The 23,451-nt window shown below is 45.7% G+C and carries 22 protein-coding genes and 1 pseudogene; 20 read left to right on the top strand and 3 right to left on the bottom strand.

Features of this window, described 5'->3' with window-relative positions; all coding sequences use genetic code 11:
* The first annotated feature begins 44 nt into the window (after window positions 1–44).
* Window positions 45–1,247, top strand: coding sequence for a methyltransferase (locus AK966_RS01045; RefSeq protein ID WP_119463375.1), 1,203 nt, complete (start codon window positions 45–47; stop codon window positions 1,245–1,247).
* A gap of 86 nt (window positions 1,248–1,333) precedes the next feature.
* On the opposite strand, the gene ald is transcribed toward AK966_RS01045, so the two are convergent.
* Window positions 1,334–2,458: an alanine dehydrogenase gene (gene ald, locus AK966_RS01040; RefSeq protein ID WP_099080527.1), complete on the bottom strand. Its 1,125-nt coding sequence runs from the start codon at window positions 2,456–2,458 to the stop codon at window positions 1,334–1,336.
* 156 nt (window positions 2,459–2,614) lie between these two features.
* Here ald and lrp point away from each other — a divergent pair, with 156 nt between their 5' ends.
* The 6 genes from lrp to AK966_RS01010 all read left to right on the top strand — a co-directional run bounded on the left by lrp (window position 2,615) and on the right by AK966_RS01010 (window position 10,316).
* The gene (gene lrp / locus AK966_RS01035; protein WP_099080528.1) at window positions 2,615–3,109 is read left to right on the top strand and encodes a leucine-responsive transcriptional regulator Lrp; all 495 of its coding nucleotides are present in this window, start codon (window positions 2,615–2,617) and stop codon (window positions 3,107–3,109) included.
* 153 nt (window positions 3,110–3,262) lie between these two features.
* The gene (locus tag AK966_RS01030) at window positions 3,263–6,394 is read left to right on the top strand and encodes a DNA translocase FtsK 4TM domain-containing protein (RefSeq protein WP_099080529.1); all 3,132 of its coding nucleotides are present in this window, start codon (window positions 3,263–3,265) and stop codon (window positions 6,392–6,394) included.
* Window positions 6,395–6,469: 75 nt separating this feature from the next.
* The gene (gene lolA, locus AK966_RS01025; RefSeq protein WP_099080530.1) at window positions 6,470–7,096 is read left to right on the top strand and encodes an outer membrane lipoprotein chaperone LolA; all 627 of its coding nucleotides are present in this window, start codon (window positions 6,470–6,472) and stop codon (window positions 7,094–7,096) included.
* Window positions 7,097–8,452: a replication-associated recombination protein A gene (locus AK966_RS01020; RefSeq protein WP_301182230.1), complete on the top strand. Its 1,356-nt coding sequence runs from the start codon at window positions 7,097–7,099 to the stop codon at window positions 8,450–8,452.
* Window positions 8,453–8,542: 90 nt separating this feature from the next.
* Entirely contained in the window at window positions 8,543–9,850 is a 1,308-nt protein-coding gene (serS, locus tag AK966_RS01015) for a serine--tRNA ligase (protein WP_119463374.1), read from the top strand.
* A gap of 199 nt (window positions 9,851–10,049) precedes the next feature.
* Entirely contained in the window at window positions 10,050–10,316 is a 267-nt protein-coding gene (locus AK966_RS01010) for a DksA/TraR family C4-type zinc finger protein (protein ID WP_099080532.1), read from the top strand.
* A 124-nt stretch (window positions 10,317–10,440) separates the two neighbouring features.
* On the opposite strand, the gene bioA is transcribed toward AK966_RS01010, so the two are convergent.
* Complete coding sequence (gene bioA / locus AK966_RS01005; protein ID WP_119463373.1) at window positions 10,441–11,718, bottom strand: adenosylmethionine--8-amino-7-oxononanoate transaminase; 1,278 nt, start codon at window positions 11,716–11,718, stop codon at window positions 10,441–10,443.
* A 128-nt stretch (window positions 11,719–11,846) separates the two neighbouring features.
* Here bioA and bioB point away from each other — a divergent pair, with 128 nt between their 5' ends.
* From bioB to bioD, 4 genes are read left to right on the top strand one after another with little or no spacing between them, the layout of a single operon-like run.
* The gene (bioB, locus tag AK966_RS01000) at window positions 11,847–12,899 is read left to right on the top strand and encodes a biotin synthase BioB (RefSeq protein WP_119463372.1); all 1,053 of its coding nucleotides are present in this window, start codon (window positions 11,847–11,849) and stop codon (window positions 12,897–12,899) included.
* Window positions 12,886–14,037 carry an 8-amino-7-oxononanoate synthase gene (gene bioF, locus AK966_RS00995; protein ID WP_119463371.1) on the top strand — a complete coding sequence of 384 codons (1,152 nt, stop codon included), beginning with the start codon at window positions 12,886–12,888 and terminating at the stop codon, window positions 14,035–14,037. The genes bioB and bioF overlap by 14 nt, the downstream gene beginning before the upstream one ends.
* A complete protein-coding gene (gene bioC / locus AK966_RS00990; RefSeq protein WP_119463370.1) occupies window positions 14,037–14,843 on the top strand; it encodes a malonyl-ACP O-methyltransferase BioC in 807 nt (268 codons plus the stop codon). Before bioF ends, bioC begins: the two co-directional genes overlap by 1 nt.
* Complete coding sequence (gene bioD, locus AK966_RS00985) at window positions 14,840–15,523, top strand: dethiobiotin synthase (protein WP_172438173.1); 684 nt, start codon at window positions 14,840–14,842, stop codon at window positions 15,521–15,523. The genes bioC and bioD overlap by 4 nt, the downstream gene beginning before the upstream one ends.
* A gap of 96 nt (window positions 15,524–15,619) precedes the next feature.
* Here the strand turns inward: bioD and AK966_RS00980 are convergent, their stop codons facing one another.
* The gene (locus AK966_RS00980) at window positions 15,620–15,787 is read right to left on the bottom strand and encodes a hypothetical protein (RefSeq protein ID WP_119463369.1); all 168 of its coding nucleotides are present in this window, start codon (window positions 15,785–15,787) and stop codon (window positions 15,620–15,622) included.
* Between the two features lie 305 nt (window positions 15,788–16,092).
* Here AK966_RS00980 and htpX point away from each other — a divergent pair, with 305 nt between their 5' ends.
* From htpX to AK966_RS00935, 9 genes and pseudogenes are all read left to right on the top strand, one after another.
* The gene (gene htpX, locus AK966_RS00975) at window positions 16,093–16,962 is read left to right on the top strand and encodes a protease HtpX (RefSeq protein ID WP_099080539.1); all 870 of its coding nucleotides are present in this window, start codon (window positions 16,093–16,095) and stop codon (window positions 16,960–16,962) included.
* 152 nt (window positions 16,963–17,114) lie between these two features.
* On the top strand, window positions 17,115–17,534 hold the full coding sequence (locus AK966_RS00970; RefSeq protein WP_099080540.1) for a nuclear transport factor 2 family protein: 420 nt from the start codon (window positions 17,115–17,117) through the stop codon (window positions 17,532–17,534).
* Window positions 17,531–18,256, top strand: a complete 726-nt coding sequence (locus AK966_RS00965) for an SDR family oxidoreductase (RefSeq protein ID WP_099080541.1) — start codon at window positions 17,531–17,533, stop codon at window positions 18,254–18,256. Before AK966_RS00970 ends, AK966_RS00965 begins: the two co-directional genes overlap by 4 nt.
* A gap of 12 nt (window positions 18,257–18,268) precedes the next feature.
* A complete protein-coding gene (locus AK966_RS00960) occupies window positions 18,269–19,579 on the top strand; it encodes an NAD(P)/FAD-dependent oxidoreductase (protein WP_119463368.1) in 1,311 nt (436 codons plus the stop codon).
* A 1-nt stretch (window position 19,580) separates the two neighbouring features.
* Window positions 19,581–20,400, top strand: a pseudogene (locus AK966_RS00955) (DUF1365 domain-containing protein).
* The gene (locus AK966_RS00950; RefSeq protein ID WP_099080544.1) at window positions 20,394–21,650 is read left to right on the top strand and encodes a cyclopropane-fatty-acyl-phospholipid synthase family protein; all 1,257 of its coding nucleotides are present in this window, start codon (window positions 20,394–20,396) and stop codon (window positions 21,648–21,650) included. Before AK966_RS00955 ends, AK966_RS00950 begins: the two are co-directional and overlap by 7 nt.
* 6 nt (window positions 21,651–21,656) lie before the next feature.
* On the top strand, window positions 21,657–22,172 hold the full coding sequence (locus AK966_RS00945) for a DUF2878 domain-containing protein (protein WP_099080545.1): 516 nt from the start codon (window positions 21,657–21,659) through the stop codon (window positions 22,170–22,172).
* The gene (locus tag AK966_RS00940; RefSeq protein WP_182852548.1) at window positions 22,129–22,722 is read left to right on the top strand and encodes a chalcone isomerase family protein; all 594 of its coding nucleotides are present in this window, start codon (window positions 22,129–22,131) and stop codon (window positions 22,720–22,722) included. Before AK966_RS00945 ends, AK966_RS00940 begins: the two co-directional genes overlap by 44 nt.
* Before the next feature lie 17 nt (window positions 22,723–22,739).
* A complete protein-coding gene (locus tag AK966_RS00935) occupies window positions 22,740–23,258 on the top strand; it encodes a DUF3833 domain-containing protein (RefSeq protein ID WP_119463548.1) in 519 nt (172 codons plus the stop codon).
* Window positions 23,259–23,451 lie beyond the last annotated feature (193 nt).

The raw sequence follows: 23,451 nt of genomic DNA, 5'->3' as shown, positions 1-23,451 counted from the left end.
GTATTGATTCCCTCTACAATCCGGTTCTCAGTGTAGGGGGAACTATGAAAACGCAATTTCAATTCATTAATGACTGCTTAATCGAAAACCAATCGTTATGGCGATTTGAGCCGTTTAAATGTAGTTTGCGTTCATCATTACCTTGGCAAGAAATGCACCCAGAGCTTTGCCAATGGTTGGACTGTCTTTCCCCTTCTCAAATTGAACAGCTTAAAGCTGAACCAGAACAGGTTTTCGCTGAGATCAGTGCGTTTCTGCCCGGTATCCAGTCGCTTTATAAATACGCCAATCTTGAAGTGATGTCTTTAAACGGGCTCGAACTTCAGCGGGGGCTAGAGAGTGGGATCCCAGGCCGTAAGTTAGAGCAAATCAGCGCGATGGGTGAGGCGGCGATTCAACACCATCACGGTGAAGAGTGGTTGGAATGGTGTTCCGGTAAAGGCTATTTAGGCCGAATCTTAACAACACAAACTAACCAGCCGGTGACAAGTTTTGAGTTTCAACAAGCGCTCTGTGAATCTGGGCAGCAAGCCGCCGATGAGCAGCAATGGAAGATGACCTTTATTCAAGGTGATGCGTTTGATGCCAAAGCAAAAGCAGTGTTCAAGCCCACCCAACACGCAGTCGCTTTGCATGCCTGTGGTGATCTTCATGTCCGTTTAATGCAATACGGCTGCGAACGCGGTGTGGCAGCAATGACGATTTCACCGTGTTGCTATCATCTGATTCAAGAAGCGCAATACCAGCCGTTATCAGAGCTGGGTAAAGCATCTTCACTTACGCTTTCTAAGCAAGAACTACGTATTCCTTTGCAACAAACAGTAACGGGTGGTGAACGCGTGCGTCGTCATCGCCAGCAGGAAATGGTGTTTAGACTTGGTTTTGATTTAATTACTCGTCAATGGCTTGGCTTAGAGGGCTACCAACCAGTGCCGAGTATTCGTAAGTCTCAGTTAAGTGATGGTTTCGAATCTTTATGTCGTTGGGCTGCGAAGCAAAAAGGGATCGAGTTCAATCAAGCAATCGATTTTGAGGAGGTTGAAAAGCTAGCTGAACAACGCTTCTGGCAGATGGAGCGAATGAGTTTGGTTCAGTTAGTGTTTCAACGACCGCTAGAAGTTTGGCTTGCTTTGGACAAAGCACTTTATCTTGAAGAACGTGGTTATCGTGTCAGGTTGGCAGAATTTTGCGCTAAATCGATCACGCCTCGAAATATTTTAATTTCATCTTATAAGGTTTTTGCATAACTAATAGCTAAATGCTCTATATAAAAAACCCATCCTAAGATGGGCTTTTGTAAACAAAACGTGACATTTTATGAGCTATTTTGTCATTAGTTGAACATTGCAATCCCTAGTGCAGGCTCAACGTATTCTAGATCGAAGCTCTCAGCCACTTCTTTACAAGTCACTTTACCGTGGATAACGTTTAAACCTTCCAAGAAGCCTTTGTCGTCAAGGAGGGCTTCACGGTAACCCTTATTCGCTAGCTTCACGATGTAAGGCAGTGTTGCATTATTCAGGGCGAATGTTGAAGTGCGAGCAACCGCACCTGGCATGTTCGCCACACAGTAGTGTACTACTTCGTCAACCACGTAAGTTGGTTCTGCGTGAGTGGTTGCATGTGACGTTTCGAAACAACCACCTTGGTCGATTGCGACGTCAACCACTGCTGCGCCTGGCTTCATTTTCGCGATGTGCGCTTTTGTTACCAGTTTAGGTGCTGCGGCGCCAGGGATAAGGACTGCGCCAATCACGAGATCGGCTTCCAGAACGTGCTTCTCGATCGCGTCTTCAGTAGAATAAACCACTTTAGCTCGGCCTTGGAATTCCTCGTCAAGTTTACGTAGCGTATCAACGTTTCGGTCTAGGATGGTAACATCTGCACGAAGGCCGACTGCCATACGAGCGGCGTTCGCGCCAACGACGCCTCCGCCAATAACAACGACTTTCGCAGGCTCAACACCAGGGACGCCACCTAATAGTAAACCACGGCCACCGTGTGATTTTTCCAATGTTTGCGCGCCAGCTTGGATAGACATCCGACCTGCCACTTCTGACATTGGTGCCAACAGTGGCAAACGACCCATATTATCTGTTACAGTCTCATATGCTATACAGACAGCTTTGCTCTTGATTAGCTCATCAGTTTGTGGAAAATCTGGTGCAAGGTGTAAATAAGTAAATAAAATCTGTCCTTCGCGGAGCATTGCTCTTTCGACAGCTTGAGGTTCTTTTACTTTTACGATCATGTCTGCTTGCGCGAAGACGTCAGCAGCAGTAGGGAGAATGGATGCACCTACAGCGATGTAATCATCGTCTGAAAAACCGATGCCGGCACCAGCATTGGTCTCAACAAAAACTTGGTGACCATGTGAGATAAGTTCTCTCACGCTAGCTGGGATCATGCCCACTCGGTATTCGTGGTTTTTGATTTCCTTTGGTACGCCAATGATCATCCTGTATCCTCTTCATAAAATGGTTGTATTAACTGTTTGTAGGGTGTTATTGTCGAATTAACAACTAGTATAGTTGCATATTTGTAAAATTTGGCACCAAATATTAAAAAGTTGTAGTATATTTATTTGCAAGGAAGTAAAAAGGTGGAATAAAAAATGGCAGACAACTATAAAAAGCCGTCCAAGGAACTAGACCGTATCGACCGCAATATCTTAAATGAGTTGCAGAAAGATGGTCGTATTTCAAATGTTGAGCTTTCTAAGCGTGTAGGACTTTCTCCAACGCCGTGTTTGGAGCGTGTGCGTCGCTTAGAGCGTCAAGGCTATATCACAGGGTACACTGCGCTACTTAACCCGCAGTTTCTTGATGCATCACTATTAGTATTCGTAGAGATTACGCTTAACCGTGGTGCGCCAGATGTATTCGAACAGTTTAATGCGGCTGTTCAAAAACTAGACGACATTCAAGAGTGTCATCTTGTGTCAGGTGATTTCGACTATCTTCTTAAAACCCGTGTATCAGATATGGGGGCTTACCGCCGACTATTAGGTGATACGTTGCTGCGTTTACCAGGTGTTAATGACACACGTACTTACGTAGTAATGGAAGAAGTGAAGCAATCTAACCAGCTTGTGATCAAAACTCGTTAATTTATTGCAAAGAAAGCGGAATATCCTTCCGCTTTCGCTATAGAGTAATTGGGTTTTTCTCTTTGATATGGTTAAATCAATTTACCGAGCGGCTTAGTGCCGCTCGGCATGTTTTTATTTATTCCTAATTCATTTCCATACTCAAGTTGATTTATGTTCAAAGAGAACGAAAAGAAAGTCGAAACCATCATCAAAACAAGTGAAGAGCCTCAGACTTCACGTTTAAATGGCTTCCAACGTTTAAAAGAGTGCTGCTTTATCGTTGGCGTTCTTAGCTCGGTATTGCTTGCCGTCGCACTATTCACTTTTAGCCCAGCCGATCCGTCTTGGTCTCAAACTGCTTGGGGCGGTGAAATTGATAACGCTGGTGGTCTGTTCGGCGCTTGGCTTGCCGACACACTCTTTTTTACCTTCGGTTCACTCGCATACCCATTACCTTTTCTGTTAACCGCAGGGGCTTGGGTCATTTGCCGTAAGCGTGGCGAGGACGAACCTATTGACTTAATGCTGTGGGGCACTCGTCTACTAGGTTTAGTTATCCTTATTCTTACCAGTTGTGGTCTTGCTGATATCAACTTTGACGACATTTGGTACTTCTCGTCTGGTGGCGTTGTTGGTGACGTTCTCACCAGTCTAGCGCTACCTACACTGAATGTGCTGGGTACGACGCTTGTGCTTCTTTTCCTATGGGGAGCAGGTTTTACTTTGTTTACAGGTATCTCTTGGTTGAGCATTGTTGAGTGGTTAGGTGACAGTGCACTGGCTTTAGTTGGTGTGGTTGCAAACAAAGTTCGCGGTACAGAGCAAGAGACACTTGAGCCTCAACTGGACTCATTTGCAGAAGATAAAGTCCCAACTCAGCATGTGGCTGAGCCGTCTGAAGATGAGACTTTGCCACATCTGACGGCGTATGACGTTGAAGAAGAGAAAGACGTGGTTCCGACTCATGAGTACCCAATTTATATGCCTCAAGCGATCGCAGAACAAGTGACACCGCAACCTATCAATGCGGTAACTATCGAGAACGTTGACCCAATGGTCGAACGTACTAAGCAGCTTAATGTTACGATTGAAGAGCTAGAAGCTGCAGCTCAGCAAGCAGATGACTGGGCGGAAGATGGTCAGCCAGTCACTGTGCCTCAAGAGCTCGTCGCTAAACCGGTTGAAATCCCAACACCAGAATTTGTTGCGTCTGCTTTAGCTCAAGATGATAACGCTGTGCAAGCGCAGCAAACTGTTCAGCAAGATCCGGTCTCTCAACCAGAGCCGTTCGCTCAACCAGAATATTCGGAGGTAGGACAGTTTGATAACGAACCGAACTACGCTGAGTACTCGCAATTTGAAGCTGAACAAGCACAGCAGCCTCAAGTTGGTCAAATTTATGCGGAACAACGTCAGCATGAAGAACCTGTGATTGATTCGGATACGCTAGACAATATCATCGAGCAAACTGAACCGAGCCAGCATATTGAGCCAATCATCTCCAATTTTGATGTTGTGGATGAAGAAGATGAGTATGTGGTGCCACAAGTGGTTCAACAACTTCAACCGGCTCAAGTTGAACCTCAGCCTCAATATCAGCATGCGGAATCAATACAGGCTGCTCCTTCATCGCAAGTTACGGCGACATTTGAACCGGCACCGGTGGCGAGTGATACGGAAATAGAAGCAGCGGAAGAAGGCGATCAAGACGCTGTGGCTTTCCAGAATTTGGTCGCTAGCGCACAAGCAAAAGTGGTCGCACAGCAAAACCCATTCTTAGTGCAGCAAGAACATAACTTGCCTGTGCCGACTGAGCCTCTCCCAACGCTGGAGCTTTTGTATCATCCTGAAAAGCGTGAGAATTTCATTGACCGCGAAGCGCTCGAGCAAGTCGCTCGTTTAGTGGAAACTAAGCTAGCAGATTACAAAATTAAAGCCGATGTGGTGGGTATCTATCCCGGACCAGTGATCACTCGATTCGAGCTTGATTTGGCTCCGGGCGTAAAAGTAAGTCGCATTTCTGGTCTGTCTATGGACTTGGCACGTGCGTTGTCTGCCATGGCAGTACGTGTTGTAGAAGTGATTCCCGGTAAACCTTATGTTGGCCTAGAGTTGCCAAACATGAGCCGTCAAACGGTTTACCTGTCAGACGTAATCAGCAGCCCGCAGTTTGAACAAGCGACGTCACCTACGACAGTGGTGCTAGGTCAAGACATCGCAGGTGAAGCGGTGATCGCCGATATTGCTAAAATGCCGCACGTGCTGGTGGCCGGTACAACGGGCTCCGGTAAGTCTGTGGGTGTAAACGTGATGATCTTGAGTATGCTTTATAAGGCATCACCGGAAGATCTCCGTTTTATCATGATTGACCCGAAAATGTTGGAACTTTCGATTTACGAAGGTATTCCTCATCTTCTGGCTGAAGTCGTTACCGACATGAAAGATGCGTCCAATGCTCTACGCTGGTGTGTGGGTGAGATGGAACGTCGTTACAAACTGATGTCGGCACTTGGCGTACGTAACGTGAAAGGCTTCAACGAGAAACTGAAAATGGCAGCAGAAGCGGGTCACCCAATCCATGACCCATTCTGGCAAGAAGGCGACAGCATGGACACTGAGCCCCCGTTGCTAGAAAAACTGCCATACATTGTCGTAGTTGTCGATGAATTTGCTGACCTAATGATGGTCGTGGGTAAGAAGGTTGAAGAACTGATCGCGCGCTTGGCTCAAAAAGCGCGTGCGGCAGGTATTCACCTGATCCTTGCGACGCAGCGCCCATCGGTTGATGTTATTACCGGCTTGATCAAAGCGAACATCCCAACACGTGTGGCATTCACCGTCTCTACTAAGACGGACTCGCGTACTATCCTTGACCAAGGTGGTGCAGAATCGCTATTGGGGATGGGTGATATGCTTTATCTGCCACCGGGTTCAAGTCATACCACACGTGTTCATGGTGCGTTTGCATCAGATGATGATGTTCATGCGGTGGTCAATAACTGGAAAGCACGTGGTAAGCCAAACTATATCGATGAGATCATCAGCGGCGATCAAGGTCCTGAAGCGTTGCTCCCTGGTGAACAGATGGAATCAGACGAAGAAGTGGACCCGCTGTTCGATCAAGTTGTCGAGCATGTGGTGCAGTCTCGTCGTGGTTCGGTATCGGGCGTACAACGTCGATTCAAGATTGGTTACAACCGAGCGGCACGTATTGTCGAGCAGCTTGAAGCGCAAGGTATTGTAAGTGCGCCTGGTCACAATGGTAACCGCGAGGTCTTAGCACCGGCGCCACCAAAAGATTAATGAACTTGTTTTACTCACCTCAGTCCAATTGAGGTGAGTCACTTTAGGTCTTTGACCCATTTGATAGGTATCTGAATGAAAAAACAACTTTCAGCGAAAATGTTCTCAGCACTTGTTTTTAGCTTTTCTCTCTTTACTACTGCATACGCCGCATCTCCAAAAGACGAATTGAGCAAACGCCTTGCGATGAATGAAGGGTTCAAAGCCGATTTTTCACAACAAGTGATCAGCCCAGACGGTGAAACGATAATGGAAGGGGAAGGAACCGTTGAAATTTCTCGTCCGAGCCTGTTCCGTTGGAGTACGACATTTCCGGATGAGAACTTGTTGGTTTCTGATGGTAAAACGCTTTGGTACTACAGTCCTTTCATTGAGCAAGTCAGTATTTATGATCAAGAGCAAGCCACCGAACAAACCCCGTTTGTGCTGTTAACCCGTAATCGTGCAAGTGATTGGGGTAATTATAAAATTTTTCAGAAGGGCGATCAGTTTACGCTTATTCCTACCGCAATCGACTCTACTCAGGGCCAATTCCAGATTAATATTGATATTAAAGGTGTGGTAAAAGGCTTTAATGTGATTGAGCAAGATGGTCAAAAAGGCTTGTTTGAGTTTAACAATGTGAAGCTGGGTAAACCAAAAGCAAATAGATTTACATTCACGATTCCAGAGGGTGTGGAAGTGGATGACCAAAGGAATTAATTGGTAGTGAGCAATTACACATTAGATTTCTCGGGGGACGAAGATTTTCGTCCCCTTGCTGCTCGTATGAGACCGGAAACCATTGATCAGTACATCGGTCAGCAGCATATTTTAGGTCCTGGGAAGCCACTGCGCCGTGCGCTAGAGGCCGGCCATATTCACTCAATGATTCTTTGGGGGCCTCCGGGTACCGGGAAAACGACGTTAGCAGAAGTGGCTGCAAACTATGCCAATGCTGAGGTCGAGCGTGTTTCTGCGGTGACATCGGGGGTGAAAGAGATCCGTGCCGCTATCGAGAAAGCGCGTGAGAACAAAATGGCGGGGCGTCGCACTATCTTGTTTGTGGATGAGGTACATCGCTTCAACAAGTCCCAGCAAGACGCTTTCTTACCGCATATTGAGGACGGTACGGTTACCTTTATTGGCGCGACAACAGAGAACCCATCTTTTGAGTTGAATAACGCATTGCTGTCACGAGCACGTGTGTACAAGTTAACTTCTCTCGACAAAGGTGAAATCTCACTCGCTTTGAATCAAGCGATCAACGACAAAGACCGTGGTCTAGGTAAAACGCCCGCACACTTTGCTGATAATGTATTAGATCGCTTAGCCGAGTTGGTAAACGGTGATGCACGTATGTCACTTAACTACCTTGAGCTACTCTACGATATGGCAGAGGATAACGATCAAGGTGAAAAAGCGATCACTCTCAAGCTGCTTGCAGAAGTAGCAGGGGAGAAAGTTTCTCGCTTCGACAACAAAGGTGATATTTGGTACGACTTAATCTCTGCTGTGCACAAATCGATCCGTGGCTCTAACCCAGATGCGGCACTGTATTGGTCTGCACGCATGATAGCAGCTGGCTGTGACCCGCTTTACATCGCAAGGCGCTTGCTTGCCATCGCATCGGAAGATGTGGGCAATGCAGATCCACGCGCAATGCAAGTGGCGCTATCCGCTTGGGATTGCTTCACTCGCGTTGGCCCAGCAGAGGGTGAACGTGCGATTGCTCAAGCGATTGTCTACCTAGCGTGCGCACCTAAGAGTAATGCGGTGTACGTGGCGTGGAAACAAGCGCTCACTGATGCTCACAATTTACCGGAATATGAAGTACCGCATCACCTGAGAAATGCACCAACGAGCTTGATGAAAGATATGGGCTATGGAGCAGAATATCGTTATGCTCATGATGAGCCAGGTGCGTATGCAGCTGGAGAGCAATATCTGCCGCCTGAAATGGGCGATCGTAAGTACTATCAGCCGACAAATCGTGGTCTAGAGACCAAAATTGGCGAAAAGTTGGATTACTTGGCTACTTTAGACGCAAATAGCCTACAAAAGCGCTATGAAAAGTAGGCTTTTTTGGATACATTTATTCGATAGATTTTAAAACGTGTCTGTTCGGAAACGGCGCGTGATTTCACAACAAAAAGCATAGGATTAACAATGCTGGATTCTAAATTACTTCGTACAGAGCTGGATGAAACAGCTGCTAAACTGGCGCGTCGCGGCTTTAAGCTAGACGTAGATACTATTCGTAAACTTGAAGAACAACGTAAGTCCATTCAAGTAGAAGTAGAAAATTTACAATCCACGCGTAACTCCATCTCCAAGCAAATCGGCCAAAAAATGGCGGTTGGCGACAAAGAAGGCGCAGAAGAGATCAAGAAACAAATCGGTACGCTAGGTAGCGATCTTGATGCGAAGAAAGTGGAACTTGAGCAAGTGATGGCTCAACTAGACGATTTCACGCTTTCTGTTCCAAACATTCCAGCGGATGAAGTGCCGGATGGTAAAGATGAGAACGACAACGTAGAAATCTCTCGTTGGGGTGAACCTAAATCTTACGACTTCGAACTGAAAGACCACGTTGACCTAGGCGAAATGGGTGACGGTCTAGATTTCGCAAGCGCAGTTAAGATCACCGGTGCACGTTTCATCGTGATGAAAGGCCAATTCGCGCGTCTACACCGTGCAATCGCTCAATTCATGCTAGATCTTCACACCGAAGAACACGGTTACACAGAAATGTACGTACCTTACCTAGTCAACTCTGACAGCCTATTCGGTACTGGTCAGCTTCCTAAGTTCGGTAAAGACCTTTTCCACACAGAACCTCTAGCGGAAAAAGTAAACGACGAAGAGCCACGTAAACTGTCTCTTATCCCTACGGCAGAAGTGCCAGTAACGAACCTAGTTCGTGACACGATTTCTGACGAAGCGGATCTACCACTTAAGATGACTGCTCACACACCATGTTTCCGTTCAGAAGCTGGTTCTTACGGTCGTGATACTCGTGGCCTGATTCGTATGCACCAATTCGACAAAGTTGAACTAGTACAAATCACTAAGCCAGAAGATTCAATGAACGCGCTAGAAGAGCTAACAGGTCACGCTGAGAAAGTTCTACAACTTCTAGAGCTTCCTTACCGTAAAGTGGTTCTATGTACAGGTGACATGGGCTTCGGCGCACGTAAAACTTACGACCTAGAAGTGTGGGTTCCTGCTCAAGAAACTTACCGCGAAATCTCTTCATGTTCTAACATGTGGGACTTCCAAGCTCGTCGCATGCAAGCGCGTTTCCGTCGTAAAGGCGAGAAGAAACCTGAGCTTGTACACACGCTAAACGGTTCTGGTCTAGCAGTAGGTCGTACCATGGTTGCTATTCTAGAAAACAACCAAGAAGCAGACGGTCGCATTGTAATCCCTACAGTACTTCAGAAGTACATGGGCGGCGCAACGCACATCGGTTAATTCATTAACCACTAAAACACCAAAACCCAGCTTTTTAAGCTGGGTTTTTTGTTATCTCCATGGCGTGAAAGTTCTAACTTTTACCCAGGCGTAATAGTGTTTTTAAATTCGTGTGGATTATCGACTCATCTGTAAGCGATATAATCATCCACCTTACCACGGTAAGTAGATTTTCTCATTCAAGTAACGAGGAGGGCTTATGGCCGTAGGGTGGGCAAATGACGACAGTGTCAGCCAACAAATTCAAAACACAATAGACGACGAAATATCGAGAGTGCGTGGCAATATCACTCATGGTGAAAGCGCACATTATTGCGATGAGTGTGGGAATGAGATTCCTGACGCTCGTCGCATTGCAATGAAAGGTGTTCGTTTGTGTATTGAGTGTCAATCAACACTAGAGTTATTGTCACAACGCCAATCGCTGTTCAATCGGCGTGCGAGTAAAGATAGCCAATTACGTTAATCTTATTTCGCTTTGGCATTGCTCTTGTGAGCACAATGCTTATTAAAAAAAGCGGTTTGAGTGGCATGCCCAAACCGTTCTTGCTTTCTCTTTTACAACAGTGCTTGAATTTACTAAGAACGTGTTAAGCGAAGCAATCTTCACGTTGCAGCGCGGCATCAATCGCCTTAACCAACTTTTCAATATCTTCTGGCTTGCTAATAAATGGCGGCATCATATAAATCAACTTGCCAAATGGACGAATCCACACGCCTTGCTCAACAAACAGAGCTTGGATTATTTCCATATTCACTGGGCGATGAGTTTCAACCACACCAATTGCACCGAGCCAGCGCGTATTCTTAACTAAATCGTATTGTTCTAACTTCGGTAATAACTCAGAAAACAGCATTTCAATTTGTTTTGTTTGGTGTTTCCATTCGCCTTGTTCTATGAGCTCTAAACTTGCTGTCGCTACGGCGCAAGCGAGTGGGTTACCCATAAAGGTTGGACCATGCATGAAGCAACCAGCCTTGCCACCGCAAACGGTATCTGCGACGTGTTTACTTGTTAGGGTAGCAGAGAGGGTCATGTAGCCGCCTGTTAGTGCTTTACCGACACACAGAATGTCTGGTTGAATGTCAGCGTGCTCACAAGCAAACAACAGACCTGTACGGCCAAACCCAGTGGCGATTTCATCAGCAATCAGCAGGAGATTGTATTTATCACAAAGTGTACGCACGCCTTTTAAGAACTCTGGGTGATAGATGCGCATTCCGCCAGCGCCTTGCACGATAGGCTCAAGGATCACCGCTGCGAGCTCTTGATGGTGCTGTGAGATCTTTTGTTCAAAATCGGCCAAGTCTTCCGGCTTCCACTCATCCCAATAACCGCATGTTGGTGACTCTGCAAAAATATGCTCTGGTAAAAAGCCCTTGTAGAGGGAATGCATCGAGTTATCTGGATCGGTGACCGACATCGCAGCAAAGGTATCGCCGTGATAACCGTGTCGCAAAGTCAGAAACTTCGGCCTGCGTTCGCCTTTAGCATGCCAGTATTGCAGCGCCATTTTCAAGCTTACCTCTACCGCAACAGAGCCAGAGTCAGTAAGAAAGACATGCTCAAGATTACTTGGTGAAAGGGCCAATAGCTTCTTACACAAACTGATAGCTGGCTGGTGGGTAATCCCGCCAAACATTACATGCGACACCTGGTCGATTTGCTGGTGCGCGGCTTGATTTAAGTGCGGGTGGTTATAGCCGTGGATCGTCGACCACCAAGAAGACATGCCATCGACAAGCTCTGTCCCATCTTCCAATTTAATGTGTACACCATTTGCTGATGCTACTGGGTAGCAGGTCAGAGGTGTCAGTGTAGAAGTATAAGGATGCCAGATATGCTGGCGGTCGAAGGCGAGGTCCATGTGCAATTCCAATAATGTTCAGTTTAAATTATAAACAGATGTAAACTTTGTTGTTTTGTGTTGTGTTGACAGTTTATCGAGACTCAGTAGACTGTCAACACAACAACAAAGCGATTAAAGGAATACACGTGGAAGTTCGTCATAACTGGACACATGCTGAAGTGCGCGACCTCATGGAAAAACCATTCATGGATCTTCTTTTCGAAGCTCAGCTTGTTCACCGTCAATACCAACAAACTAACCATGTTCAGGTCAGCACATTGCTGTCAATTAAGACGGGGGCGTGCCCAGAAGATTGTAAATACTGTCCTCAAAGTGCTAGATATGCTACGGACATTGAAAAAGAGCGATTGATGGAAGTCGAGCGTGTACTCGATGCCGCACAAAAAGCGAAAAATGCGGGCTCAACGCGATTCTGCATGGGCGCAGCGTGGAAGAACCCGAAAGAGCGCGACATGCTTCATTTGACCGACATGATCAAAGGTGTGAAAGGCATGGGGCTAGAAACGTGTATGACTTTGGGTATGTTGACACCTGAGCAAGCAAAGCAACTGGCGAATGCGGGTTTGGACTACTACAACCATAACCTTGATACCTCTCCTGAGTTTTACGGCAATATCATTACCACACGTACTTACCAAGACCGTTTAGATACCTTGTCTCATGTTCGTGATGCTGGCATGAAGATCTGTTCCGGTGGCATCATTGGTATGGGTGAAAGCGCCAATGACCGTGCGGGTTTGTTGGTTGAATTGGCTAACTTACCAGTACACCCTGAAAGTGTGCCAATCAACATGCTGGTCAAGGTTAAGGGCACGCCACTGGAAGAAGTGGACGATGTCGAGCCATTCGATTTTATTCGCTTGATTGCGATTGCGCGAATCATGATGCCTCAATCGGCGGTTCGTTTATCGGCCGGGCGTGAAAACATGAACGAGCAGATGCAAGCGCTGTGCTTTATGGCAGGGGCAAACTCGGTGTTCTACGGTTGCAAATTGTTAACCACACCAAACCCTTCTGAAGACAAAGATATGATGCTGTTTAATAAGCTGGGCATTAATCGTCAAGAAGTGTCGCAGAAACCGGATGAAATCGAAGAAAATGAACTGCTTGATCGCGTGGTAGAGCGTGTTGCAGCTCGTCCGACGAAAGATGACCTTTTCTACGATGCCAGTGTTTAAGTCTCGTATCAAATTAGCCCTAACTCAACGCAAGGAGCAGGGGCTCAATCGCTCAATGAACGTCGTTTTTGCCGGTAACCAATCTATTTTGGAGCACGAAGGTAAGCGTTATATCAACTTCTCAAGTAACGATTATCTGGGTTTGGCCAATGACCAAGCGCTTGTTCGTGCGTGGCAACAAGGCTTGAGCGTATACGGTAGCGGCAGTGGTGCGTCTCCGATGGTCACGGGTTTTAGTGCGGCGCACAGTAATTTAGAAGCCGCGTTGACTGAGTGGTTGGGCTACGAGAGAGCAATCCTATTTGGCTCTGGGTTCAGTGCCAACCAAGCGCTGCTGTTCACCCTGCTAGAAAAATCAGACGTATTAATTCAAGACCGTTTGAACCATGCTTCTTTGATGGAAGCGGGGGCGTTATCCTCAGCCAAAATGAAACGCTTTAAGCACAACGATATCGAACACCTAAAATCGCTTATCAATAGAGAAGATAATCATCTTGTCGTGACGGAAGGGGTGTTCAGTATGGATGGTGACTGTTCACCGCTTAAAGATATTGAGGCGATAACCCGAGCTAATCACGCTTGGTTAGCGGTCGATGATGCCCATGGTATCGGTGTTCTTGGTGAATCTGGTGGGGGGGCCTGTGAGCTTAGCCAAGTTAAACCGGAGTTATTGGTGATCACTTTTGGTAAGGCATTTGGCATGTCTGGTGCCGCTATTTTATGTGATCAAGCCACTGGCGATTACCTCACACAGTTTGCAAAACATCATGTCTACTCGACGGCGATGCCTCCCGCTCAAGCTTATGCACTAACGCATGCGGTTTCTATCGTTCAAGAGCAATCTTGGCGACGTGAAAAACTCGCAGAGCTAAGTGAAGTTTATCAAGATAGTCTCAAAAATCTCGCTGGTTTCGTAGAAACACAAACCTCGATAAAGCCGTTTGTGCTTGGTGGTTCAGAGTTGGCTTTGCGGATAGCAAGCGATTGTCGTCAAAACGGCATTTGGGTTACGGCAATTCGTCCACCAACCGTACCAAAAGGGACGTCTCGTCTTCGTATTACGCTCACTGCCAATCACACCAATGAGCAAGTTAAAACGCTTTCAATGGCATTGAAGCAAGCATTAGGAGCACAGTAATGGAGTATGCGGAAAACATCGTATTGGATTGTGCTTTTCAAGATAAAGATGCGATTGCTTCATCTTTTGGCAAAGCAGCCAGTACCTACGATAAGCACGCTGCATTTCAGCGAGATGTAGGCCATCGCTTATTGGAGAAGCTGCCACTTGATCTTGCGAATAAGCGTATTTTGGATCTTGGATGTGGTACCGGCTATTTTTCCGAATTACTTCAGCAGCGTGGTGCAGAAGTCGTCTGTGCGGATATCTCTCAAGCTATGTTGCATAAAGCTCATGAGCGGTGTGGCGATAAACGCATGAGTTACGTTTTGGCGGATGCAGAGCATCTTCCTTTTGATGATAGTAGCTTTGATTATGTTTTTTCTAGTTTGGCGCTGCAGTGGTGTTCAGACTTGAGCGACCCATTAAGCGAAATTCGTCGTGTAGTAAAAACGGGCGGGAAAGGGTGTTTCTCCACCTTGGTTGATGGCTCACTTGATGAATTGCGCCAATCGTGGTCAAAAATTGACACATATCAACACGTGAATCAGTTTATTACCCTCAATCAGGTAAAAGTTGCGTTAGCGCAATCTTGTTGTCACAGCCATCAACTAAACTTGACCTCTATCACAGTTTGGTACGATTCGGCATTTTCTGTCATGCGTGATCTCAAAGGTATTGGTGCAAATCATGTTAGCGGTCGCTCACATGGCCTAACGAGCCGTCGCACTCTATTGCAAGTTGAGCGTGCGTACCAAGCATTCAAAAACGATCACGGTCTTCTACCTGCAAGTTATCAGGTTTGTTTTGGAGTCATACATATATGATTGATGCATTTTTTATTGCTGGTACGGATACGGATGTAGGCAAAACGGTAGCGTCAAAAGCGATTCTGCAAGCATTGGCGGCAAAAGAGCTTAACACCATTGGTTATAAACCAGTGGCATCAGGAAGCGATAAAACAGAGCAAGGGTTACGCAACTCAGATGCACTGCATTTGCAAAAAGCAGCCACGTTAGATATTGCTTACGAAGATGTAAACCCTTACGCCTTAGAGTTGCCAGCGTCTCCGCACATCGCTGCAAAGCATGAAAATGTTGTGATTGAATACCAAGTGCTCAGTGAAAAGCTTGCTCAACACAAAGAACAATCAGACATTGTGTTAGTTGAGGGGGCAGGTGGCTGGCGTGTTCCTGTCTCGGACACAGACAGTTTGTCTACCTGGGTACAACAAGAGCAACTGCCAGTCGTACTTGTTGTGGGCATTAAGCTTGGCTGTCTGAGCCATGCACTGTTGACGGCTGAAATTATAAAAGCAGATGGCCTCAACTTAGTTGGCTGGGTAGCTAACCGAGTAAACCCAGGCACGGAACACTACGCTGAAATCATCGACATGCTTGAAGACCGTTTGGATGCACCTAAGCTAGGTGAAATCCCATACATTCCAAGTGCAAAGCGCCAAGATCTTGGTAAGTATATCAACGTTGAACCTTTGCTTAACGCGTAAGTTTGAGACTCGATTCATCCAAATCAGAAAGCGAAACCAAAAGGGCTGCACTATGCAGCCCTTTTTTCATGTAAAACTTTGTGTCTAAAAACGTGGCTATTTTTCTTGGCTAAGGCCCATTAATGCTTGTTGAGTTTCCGCAACACGATTTGTCATTTGCACATCGGTTGAAATGCCAAGTTGTTGTTTAGCCTCATCTTCTGAGATACCCAGATGACAGCACAATAAATCAATAGCCATTTGATAGTTGTTAGTTTCTACCATGATTTTTCCCTCAAGACATGGAAGTGTAGAGCTGCGTGAATGTCAGTAAAGCAGGCTCCGTTTCGTTCATCTATCCTGAATCTAGCACGATAGAGCTAACGTACAATAAGACTAAAGTCTAAACTTTGGTTAAGGCGCTGTTTTTAGGCTGATTAAATTTTATGATTAGTTCATTCTAGAAAACAAATGTTGCAATTTATTGCTTAACCTTGTTTTTATCGCGGATAGACTATATCTATAACGCAACGAAGCTCAAACCCAGTGGATTTGGCTTTTACGACTATAAGCTTCCTTGGAGAAAAGTAATGAAGCGAATTATGTTATTCCTAGCAACTAACCTAGCGGTCGTGCTAGTACTTAGTGTTGTTCTGAATATTGTTTACGCTGTAACTGGAATGCAGCCGGGCAGCTTGTCTGGTCTACTTATCATGGCCGCTGTATTTGGTTTTGGTGGCGCACTAATTTCATTGATGATGTCTAAGGGCATGGCGCTACGTTCCGTCGGTGGAATGGTTATCGAAAGCCCACGAAATGAGACGGAGCATTGGTTACTGGAAACGGTTGGCCGTCAGTCACAGCAAGCGGGTATTGGTATGCCAACTGTTGCAATCTACGATTCGCCAGACATTAACGCATTCGCAACGGGCGCAAAACGTGATGATTCTTTAGTTGCAGTGTCTACCGGTCTTCTACATAACATGACTCGTGATGAAGCAGAAGCGGTACTGGCGCATGAGGTCAGCCATATTGCGAATGGTGATATGGTAACCATGACTCTGATGCAAGGTGTTGTGAACACCTTCGTGATCTTTTTATCTCGCTTTATCGCAAACATTGTTGCATCAAATGATGATGAAGAAGGTCAAGGTACAAACATGATGGTGTACTTTGGTGTGTCTATGGTGCTTGAGTTGGTATTCGGCTTCTTGGCAAGCTTTATTACCATGTGGTACAGCCGTCATCGTGAATTTCACGCAGATGCAGGCGCAGCGAGCCTCGTTGGTAAAGAGAAAATGATCGCGGCTCTAGAGCGTTTGAAAATGAGTCAAGAGTCGAAGCTAGATGGCTCTATGATGGCGTTTGGTATTAATGGTAAGCAATCTCTTACTGAATTACTAATGAGCCACCCACCGCTTGATAAACGTATCACAGCGTTACGCAGCCAACAGTACTAATTATTAATCTTCTGAAAAGGCTTGGTTTTTAACCAAGCTTTTTTTTTGTCTTTTGATCGACAAGACATTTAACAGCGTACAACTTTGCGTTAATCAACCACCTTGTACATATTATATTTTGTACAGCTGTTGAGATGAAAGGGAGTCATGAAATGGATATTCAGTCAGTTGGCAACATTTATCAGAAATTGAGCAAAGCAAATTTGTATTTGCTTGAAGGGGTTTACCACCAGGACGTGGTTTTTGAAGACGCCGCTCATCGATTAGAAGGTTGGCCTGCGTTATCTGATTACTTCCAATCTTTGTATTCCAATGTCATTCGTTGTGATTTTGTTGTTCACGACCACCAACAAGTCGGGGAAACGGGTTTCCTCACATGGACGATGGACTTACAACACCCAAAACTTCAAAAAGGTGCGCCTATTTCGGTGAATGGCGTCTCACACCTTAAATTCTGTGAAGGGCGGGTTATTTACCACCGAGATTATTTCGACTTGGGTGAGATGTTGTATGAAAATTTACCGTTACTTGGAGCGGTAATTAAAACAATTAAACAGAGGTTGGGGCAATGACGAGAACAGTACTGATTACTGGAGCGACATCAGGCATTGGCAAGCAACTTGCTATCGATTATGCCCAGACTGGGTGGCAGGTCATTGCTTGCGGTAGAAATCAATCAGTTCTATCAGAGCTCGAAGCTACATCTCAAAACATTGCTACTCTGAAGTTCGATGTGACGGACTATGAACAAACTCAACTAGCTTTTCGCTCACTGCCGTTTACTCCAGATACTTGGATATTCAACGCAGGTGATTGTGAGTATATGAACGACGGTGTCGTAGATGCGAAACTCATGGCGCGTATCATGAGCGTTAATGTCGTAGGTGTTGCCAACTGTGTTGAGGCGTGCCAGTCGCAGTTCGAACGAGGGCACCGTGTCGTTATGGTGGGCTCCATTGCCTCTGAAGTCGCATTACCAAGAGCAGAAGCCTATGGTGCATCAAAAGCGGCTGTCAGTTATTTCGCGCGTACTCTAGCCGTTGATTTGAAGCCGAAAGGTATCAAAGTTGTCACTGTGTTTCCCGGCTTCGTCGAGACCCCTCTTACTGATAAAAATACGTTTGATATGCCTATGATCGTTTCGGTTAATCGGGCGTCTGACGCTATCCGAAAACAACTGGATGCGGGCAAAAGTCATATTTATTTTCCAGCGAGATTCACCGGCATTTTGCGCTTTATCTCGTTGTTTCCCTATAGCTGGCAAGCTAGGCTCACAGCAAAACTCGTATCATAAGAAGGAAGAGGCATGAACACTGTAGGAAGAAAGAAAATCGCCATCATTGGGACTGGGATCTCTGGTCTCACTTGCGGCTATTACTTGCACAAAGAGCATGACGTTACGTTGTTTGAATGCACCGATTACATCGGTGGACATACCGCGACCGTCGATGTCAGCCTGGATGATAGAGATTACGCCATTGATACGGGTTTTATCGTTTATAACGACCGCACTTATCCAAACTTCATCAAGATGATGAACGAACTCGGTGTTGAAGGTATTCCAACCCAAATGAGCTTCAGCGTCAGAAATAATGGTAATGGTCTGGAATATAACGGTCACACTCTATCAACTTTATTTGCGCAAAAGCGTAACTGGCTGAACCCCAAATTTTATCGATTTATATTCGAGATCCTCCGCTTCAACAAATTGGCGAAAAGCTTCGCGTACGAGCAATCAACAAATTTACAAACACTTGGAGAGTTTCTTGACGAGCACAACTTTAGTGCGTTCTTTACCGATAACTACATTCTGCCGATGGGCGCAGCAATTTGGTCTTCAACGTTGGCCGATATGCGAGCGTTTCCGCTCATGTTCTTCTTACGTTTCTTCCTAAACCACGGTTTGTTAGATATCACTAACCGCCCACAGTGGTATGTGATCAAAGGTGGTTCACGATCTTACATATCACCATTAACAGCGGGTTTTGCCGATAGCATTCATCTGAATAGCCCTGTTGATAAAGTCGTTCGCAGTGAAAACGGCGTCGGTGTTCAGGTTCATGGTGAAATGCATTGGTTTGATGATGTTATCTTCGCTTGTCACAGTGACCAAGCAATGCGAATACTTGATGACATTTCTTCAGCAGAACAAGACATTTTGGGGGATATGACGTACCAAGCGAACGAAGTGGTTTTACATACCGACACTAATTTGTTGCCAAAACATCGTGCTGCATGGGCGTCATGGAACTATTTGCTAGATGGTAGTGAGGACGAGCAGCAGCGATTACCTTCTTTGACCTATAACATGAATATTCTGCAACACGTTAAATCTGAGCATACTTTTTGTGTCACCTTGAATAGCACTGAACAGATAGATCCAAACAAGGTTTTGCGGGCATTCACTTACCATCATCCAGTGTTTACTACAGAGTCGATTGCGGCCCAACAACGAAAAAACGAAGTGCAAGGCGTTAAGAACACTTGGTTTTGTGGCGCTTATTGGTACAACGGATTTCATGAAGACGGCGTGCGTAGTGCAATTGATGCTGTAGAGAGTATAGAAGCAAAATATCGTGATCAAAACATGATTCCATTTGAGAAAGGTGCGGCGTGATATGGATAGCGAGATGAACAGTAGGCTGTTTATTGGCAATGTTCGTCATCGCCGATTTGTACCTGTCAACCATGAGCTGAACTATTCTCTATTTATGCCAGCGATTGATGTTGATGAGCTGGAAGACTTAGAAAAAAAGGTTTGGGGTTTTGGTTCCCGTTGGTGGCACTGGGCGCGTTTCAAGCGTAGTGATTACATTGGTGAAGGTAGTATTAAAGCAGCGGTACAAAACAAGGTAGAAGAACTGACTGGCATCCGTTGCTCTGGCAAAGTTGTGGCCGTTTGCCACTTGCGTTATTTCGGGCTCTATTTCAGCCCGGTGAATTTCTACTACGTTTATGATGAGCAAGGCGAATGGCAATATCTATTAGCCGAGGTGAGTAATACACCTTGGAATGAATGCCATTATTACGCAGTCGCGGCGGATGAAAATGACGAACAGTATGGTTGGAAACAAGATAAAGCTTTTCATGTGTCGCCATTTAATCCAATTGACCAGCGCTACCATTGGAAGATCAAGCCCTTGACCGACAAACTTAATATTCATCTGGAGTGTCACAAAGGTGAAAAGCATTTCGATGCGACGATGGCAATGAAAGCCAAGCCGCTTTCCAGCAAAAGCTTACTTAAATGCTTGATCGTCACACCGAGCCAAACGGTAAAAGTCATGGTTGGTATTTATTGGCACGCTCTAAAACTTTGGATTAAAGGTGCGCCGTTTTACTCACACCCTAAATACGCTCAACCTAAAAAATACGAACCTGAGCACGTGAGTGAACACAAAAAAAAATAATAAACACAAGGAGAACTCAGCATGTTAAACACTACTTCAATGGCAATGCCTCGTGAATTGTCGACGACCCAGAAAGCGGCGCGTGGAGTTCTTTTTCAGTGTCTACAGAAAATGGAAATCGGCTGCTTAACCGTAATTGAAAGCTTCAAGACAGAAACCACCGAGCGCAGTGAGCGATTTGCCACTTCAAATGTTGATGATAAAGGTAAGCCAGTCGTTGCGACGATTGAGGTGAAGCATCCAGGCTTTTATTCACGTATTTTGCAAGGCGGCAGCATCGCAGCAGGTGAAGCTTACATGGATGGCTGGTGGGATAGCCCAGATTTGACAGCACTTATGAAGTTAATGGCGCTGAATCTACGTGCGTTAGACAAACTTGAAGAGCAGGGCAGTTGGCTGACGAGGCTATTGTATAAGTTCAGTCACTGGGGAAATCGTAACTCTCAAGAGAATTCGCGTAAGAATATCCATGCCCATTATGATTTAGGAAATAATCTTTATGAAGCATTTCTTGATACCAACATGTTGTATTCATCAGCGCTGTATAACCAAGAGAATGATTCTTTAGAACAGGCACAAGTTAACAAAATGGATCGTCTGTGTCAGCAACTCGAACTCAAACCTAGCGATCACGTTATCGAGATTGGCACCGGCTGGGGTGCTATGGCAATTTATATGGCCGAGCAGTACGGTTGTCATGTTACTACGACCACGATATCAGAAGAGCAGCACGCTTACGCTGAACAGAAGATCAGAGAGCGTGGCTTAGAAGATAAAGTCACTTTGCTTAAAGAGGACTATCGCAATTTAACGGGAACCTATGACAAGCTGGTTTCTATTGAGATGATAGAAGCGGTGGGCAAACAATTCCTGCCTTCGTACATTAAGGTGTGTGAGTCTTTGTTGAAGTCCGGTGGTTTGATGGCGATTCAAGCGATTACCATTGCGGATCAGCGTTACGAGTATTACAGCAACAATGTCGACTTTATTCAGAAGTATATTTTCCCGGGAGGTTTCTTACCTTCAGTTACATCGCTGACTCAAGCAACGACGAAGTACAGTGACTTGGTCACGCGAGATCTTTTTGATATCGGGCTTGATTACGCTAAAACGCTTAATGAGTGGCATCATCGTTTTAATCAAGCTGAGAGTGAGGTGCGCTCGTTCGGTTACGATGATCGCTTTGTGCGCATGTGGCGTTACTACTTGAGCTACTGTGAGGGTGGCTTCTTAGCTCGCACGATCAGTGCCGTACACATGACGTTTCAGCGTCCGTAGTTCGTTATGAGAGTGTTTCTTGCATCGACATGGTTCCAACTCTGCTGGTTCGCAGCTGTGCTTGGAACCTATCAATGGCAGTGGCTGACCTTAGTTCTCACGTTACTTACCCTTGTATATTGCTGGAGAGTGGATCCTTCTGCGCTCAAAAATATCACTTTCATTGTATCCATTGGTTTGGTGCTAGATACCCTCAATCAGCAATTTTCCGTCTTTATATTCCCAACCACTTGGTTGCCGATATGGCTTGTTTGCTTGTGGGTTTTATTTTCTTGGTATGCCTACCAACTCAAGTCAATCTTGTACCGTTTCCCCAAAACCTACGTATCAATAGTAGGCGGTATCGGAGGAACAGCGAGCTACTTTGCTGGCTACAAACTCCAAGCCGTTGAATTTGGATTTAGCGTTGGTGTCACCCTCACGATCTTGTTCGTCGAATGGTGTGCAATGATGCTTTTGATACTCAAGGTGTACGGAAATGAAAAGCTTGAAAAAAAATTGGAAACAAAAGCTGACCAGTAGTGTAATGGCCGCGTCCTTGTTCTGTGCGGTGCCTTTGCAAGCTCAAAATGTGGTGGGTTCAAGTGAGACAATGACCACAAGCAACTGGCAACAATGGCAAACGGTCGGCGAAGCTCAACTCACTTGGTTTGTTTTTGATATCTACAAGTCTCGCCTTAAAGCGCCCGATGGACAGTACTTGGTGTCTAGTGACGTTTCCCCCCATCCCTTTGCTCTAGAGATTAACTATCAGCGTGATATTAGTAAAGAGCAACTGCTCGATGTGACTGATGAGCAGTGGCAAAAGCTAGGCTTTACGGAGTCTTACCGCCAACAGTGGATTTCTGAGCTGAACATTATGTTCCCCAACATTAAGAAGGGGGATGAGCTCACCTACCTTACTGATGGTAAAAATGGACAACTTATTTATCGAAAAGCGGGGAGCAAGCCTTATCAAACCGTCGGATATGTGAAGGATGAGCGACTTAATGATGCGTTTCTTTCCATTTGGTTATCACCGAAAACAGAGTTTCCTAAACTTCGTAAACAACTGATAGGGCAGGTAAGATAGTGAAATTATTAAAACGTATGCTCAAAGCTCCAGTGATTGCTGCGGTTACGCTACTTAGCGCATGCTCTGCTGACATTGATAACTATCAAGCTGCATCGCCAGCCTTTGACCTGTTTGGTTATTTCGAAGGTGACGTCAAGGCATGGGGGATGGTGCAGGACTACACCGAGAAACAAACTCGTCGATTTGAAGTCGACATCGTTGGGACGGTTGAAGGCAATGAACTAACGCTGGTGGAAGACTTTGTCTTTGATGATGGAGAGCACGACCAGCGTACATGGGTAATTACTCAACTCGAAGACGGTACTTATCAAGGCAAAGCGGATGACATTATTGGCGTTGCTACGGGTAAAGAGATGGGTAATGCGTTGCAATGGCAATACGATTTCGAGTTAAAGATGGATGATTCAACCATCACAGTATCGTTCGATGACTGGCTTTACCGCCAAGATGACATGCACGTGTTTAACCTCACCAAGATTAAGAAGTTTGGTGTCGAGGTAGGGACGATTACGCTTTTCTTTCAGAGGCAATAAAAGAGTCGGGAATCGTCCACGCTTCGCTTTAGGGATCGAAATGGGGGCGCTAGAAGTTTAGTGAAGGGAAGTTGAATTTAGAATGTGTCGACAGGACTTGCCATCCTAGAAGGATATAGTCGACCCTTATCCCTTATCCCTTATCCCTTATCTCGTAGCGAAACATTCCATAGGGCGAAGCCCGTTCCCGCTT

Source organism: Vibrio sp. PID23_8 (genome assembly GCF_003584965.1).
Classification (GTDB): domain Bacteria; phylum Pseudomonadota; class Gammaproteobacteria; order Enterobacterales; family Vibrionaceae; genus Vibrio.
This window is presented reverse-complemented; position numbering and strand designations above follow the sequence as displayed.

Bases quoted from the DNA above. Each gene is read 5' to 3' on its own strand.
- AK966_RS01030 (WP_099080529.1), top strand. From the start codon at position 3,263: ATGTTCAAAGAGAACGAAAAGAAAGTCGAAACCATCATCAAAACAAGT.
- AK966_RS00970 (WP_099080540.1), top strand. From the start codon at position 17,115: ATGGATATTCAGTCAGTTGGCAACATTTATCAGAAATTGAGCAAAGCA.
- bioD (WP_172438173.1), top strand. From the start codon at position 14,840: ATGATTGATGCATTTTTTATTGCTGGTACGGATACGGATGTAGGCAAA.
- AK966_RS00935 (WP_119463548.1), top strand. From the start codon at position 22,740: ATGCTCAAAGCTCCAGTGATTGCTGCGGTTACGCTACTTAGCGCATGC.
- AK966_RS00950 (WP_099080544.1), top strand. From the start codon at position 20,394: ATGTTAAACACTACTTCAATGGCAATGCCTCGTGAATTGTCGACGACC.
- ald (WP_099080527.1), bottom strand. From the start codon at position 2,458: ATGATCATTGGCGTACCAAAGGAAATCAAAAACCACGAATACCGAGTG.
- AK966_RS01010 (WP_099080532.1), top strand. From the start codon at position 10,050: ATGGCCGTAGGGTGGGCAAATGACGACAGTGTCAGCCAACAAATTCAA.
- lolA (WP_099080530.1), top strand. From the start codon at position 6,470: ATGAAAAAACAACTTTCAGCGAAAATGTTCTCAGCACTTGTTTTTAGC.
- serS (WP_119463374.1), top strand. From the start codon at position 8,543: ATGCTGGATTCTAAATTACTTCGTACAGAGCTGGATGAAACAGCTGCT.
- AK966_RS00960 (WP_119463368.1), top strand. From the start codon at position 18,269: ATGAACACTGTAGGAAGAAAGAAAATCGCCATCATTGGGACTGGGATC.
- AK966_RS00945 (WP_099080545.1), top strand. From the start codon at position 21,657: ATGAGAGTGTTTCTTGCATCGACATGGTTCCAACTCTGCTGGTTCGCA.
- htpX (WP_099080539.1), top strand. From the start codon at position 16,093: ATGAAGCGAATTATGTTATTCCTAGCAACTAACCTAGCGGTCGTGCTA.
- bioC (WP_119463370.1), top strand. From the start codon at position 14,037: ATGGAGTATGCGGAAAACATCGTATTGGATTGTGCTTTTCAAGATAAA.
- AK966_RS00980 (WP_119463369.1), bottom strand. From the start codon at position 15,787: ATGGTAGAAACTAACAACTATCAAATGGCTATTGATTTATTGTGCTGT.
- bioF (WP_119463371.1), top strand. From the start codon at position 12,886: ATGCCAGTGTTTAAGTCTCGTATCAAATTAGCCCTAACTCAACGCAAG.
- lrp (WP_099080528.1), top strand. From the start codon at position 2,615: ATGGCAGACAACTATAAAAAGCCGTCCAAGGAACTAGACCGTATCGAC.
- AK966_RS00940 (WP_182852548.1), top strand. From the start codon at position 22,129: ATGAAAAGCTTGAAAAAAAATTGGAAACAAAAGCTGACCAGTAGTGTA.
- AK966_RS00965 (WP_099080541.1), top strand. From the start codon at position 17,531: ATGACGAGAACAGTACTGATTACTGGAGCGACATCAGGCATTGGCAAG.
- AK966_RS01045 (WP_119463375.1), top strand. From the start codon at position 45: ATGAAAACGCAATTTCAATTCATTAATGACTGCTTAATCGAAAACCAA.
- bioA (WP_119463373.1), bottom strand. From the start codon at position 11,718: ATGGACCTCGCCTTCGACCGCCAGCATATCTGGCATCCTTATACTTCT.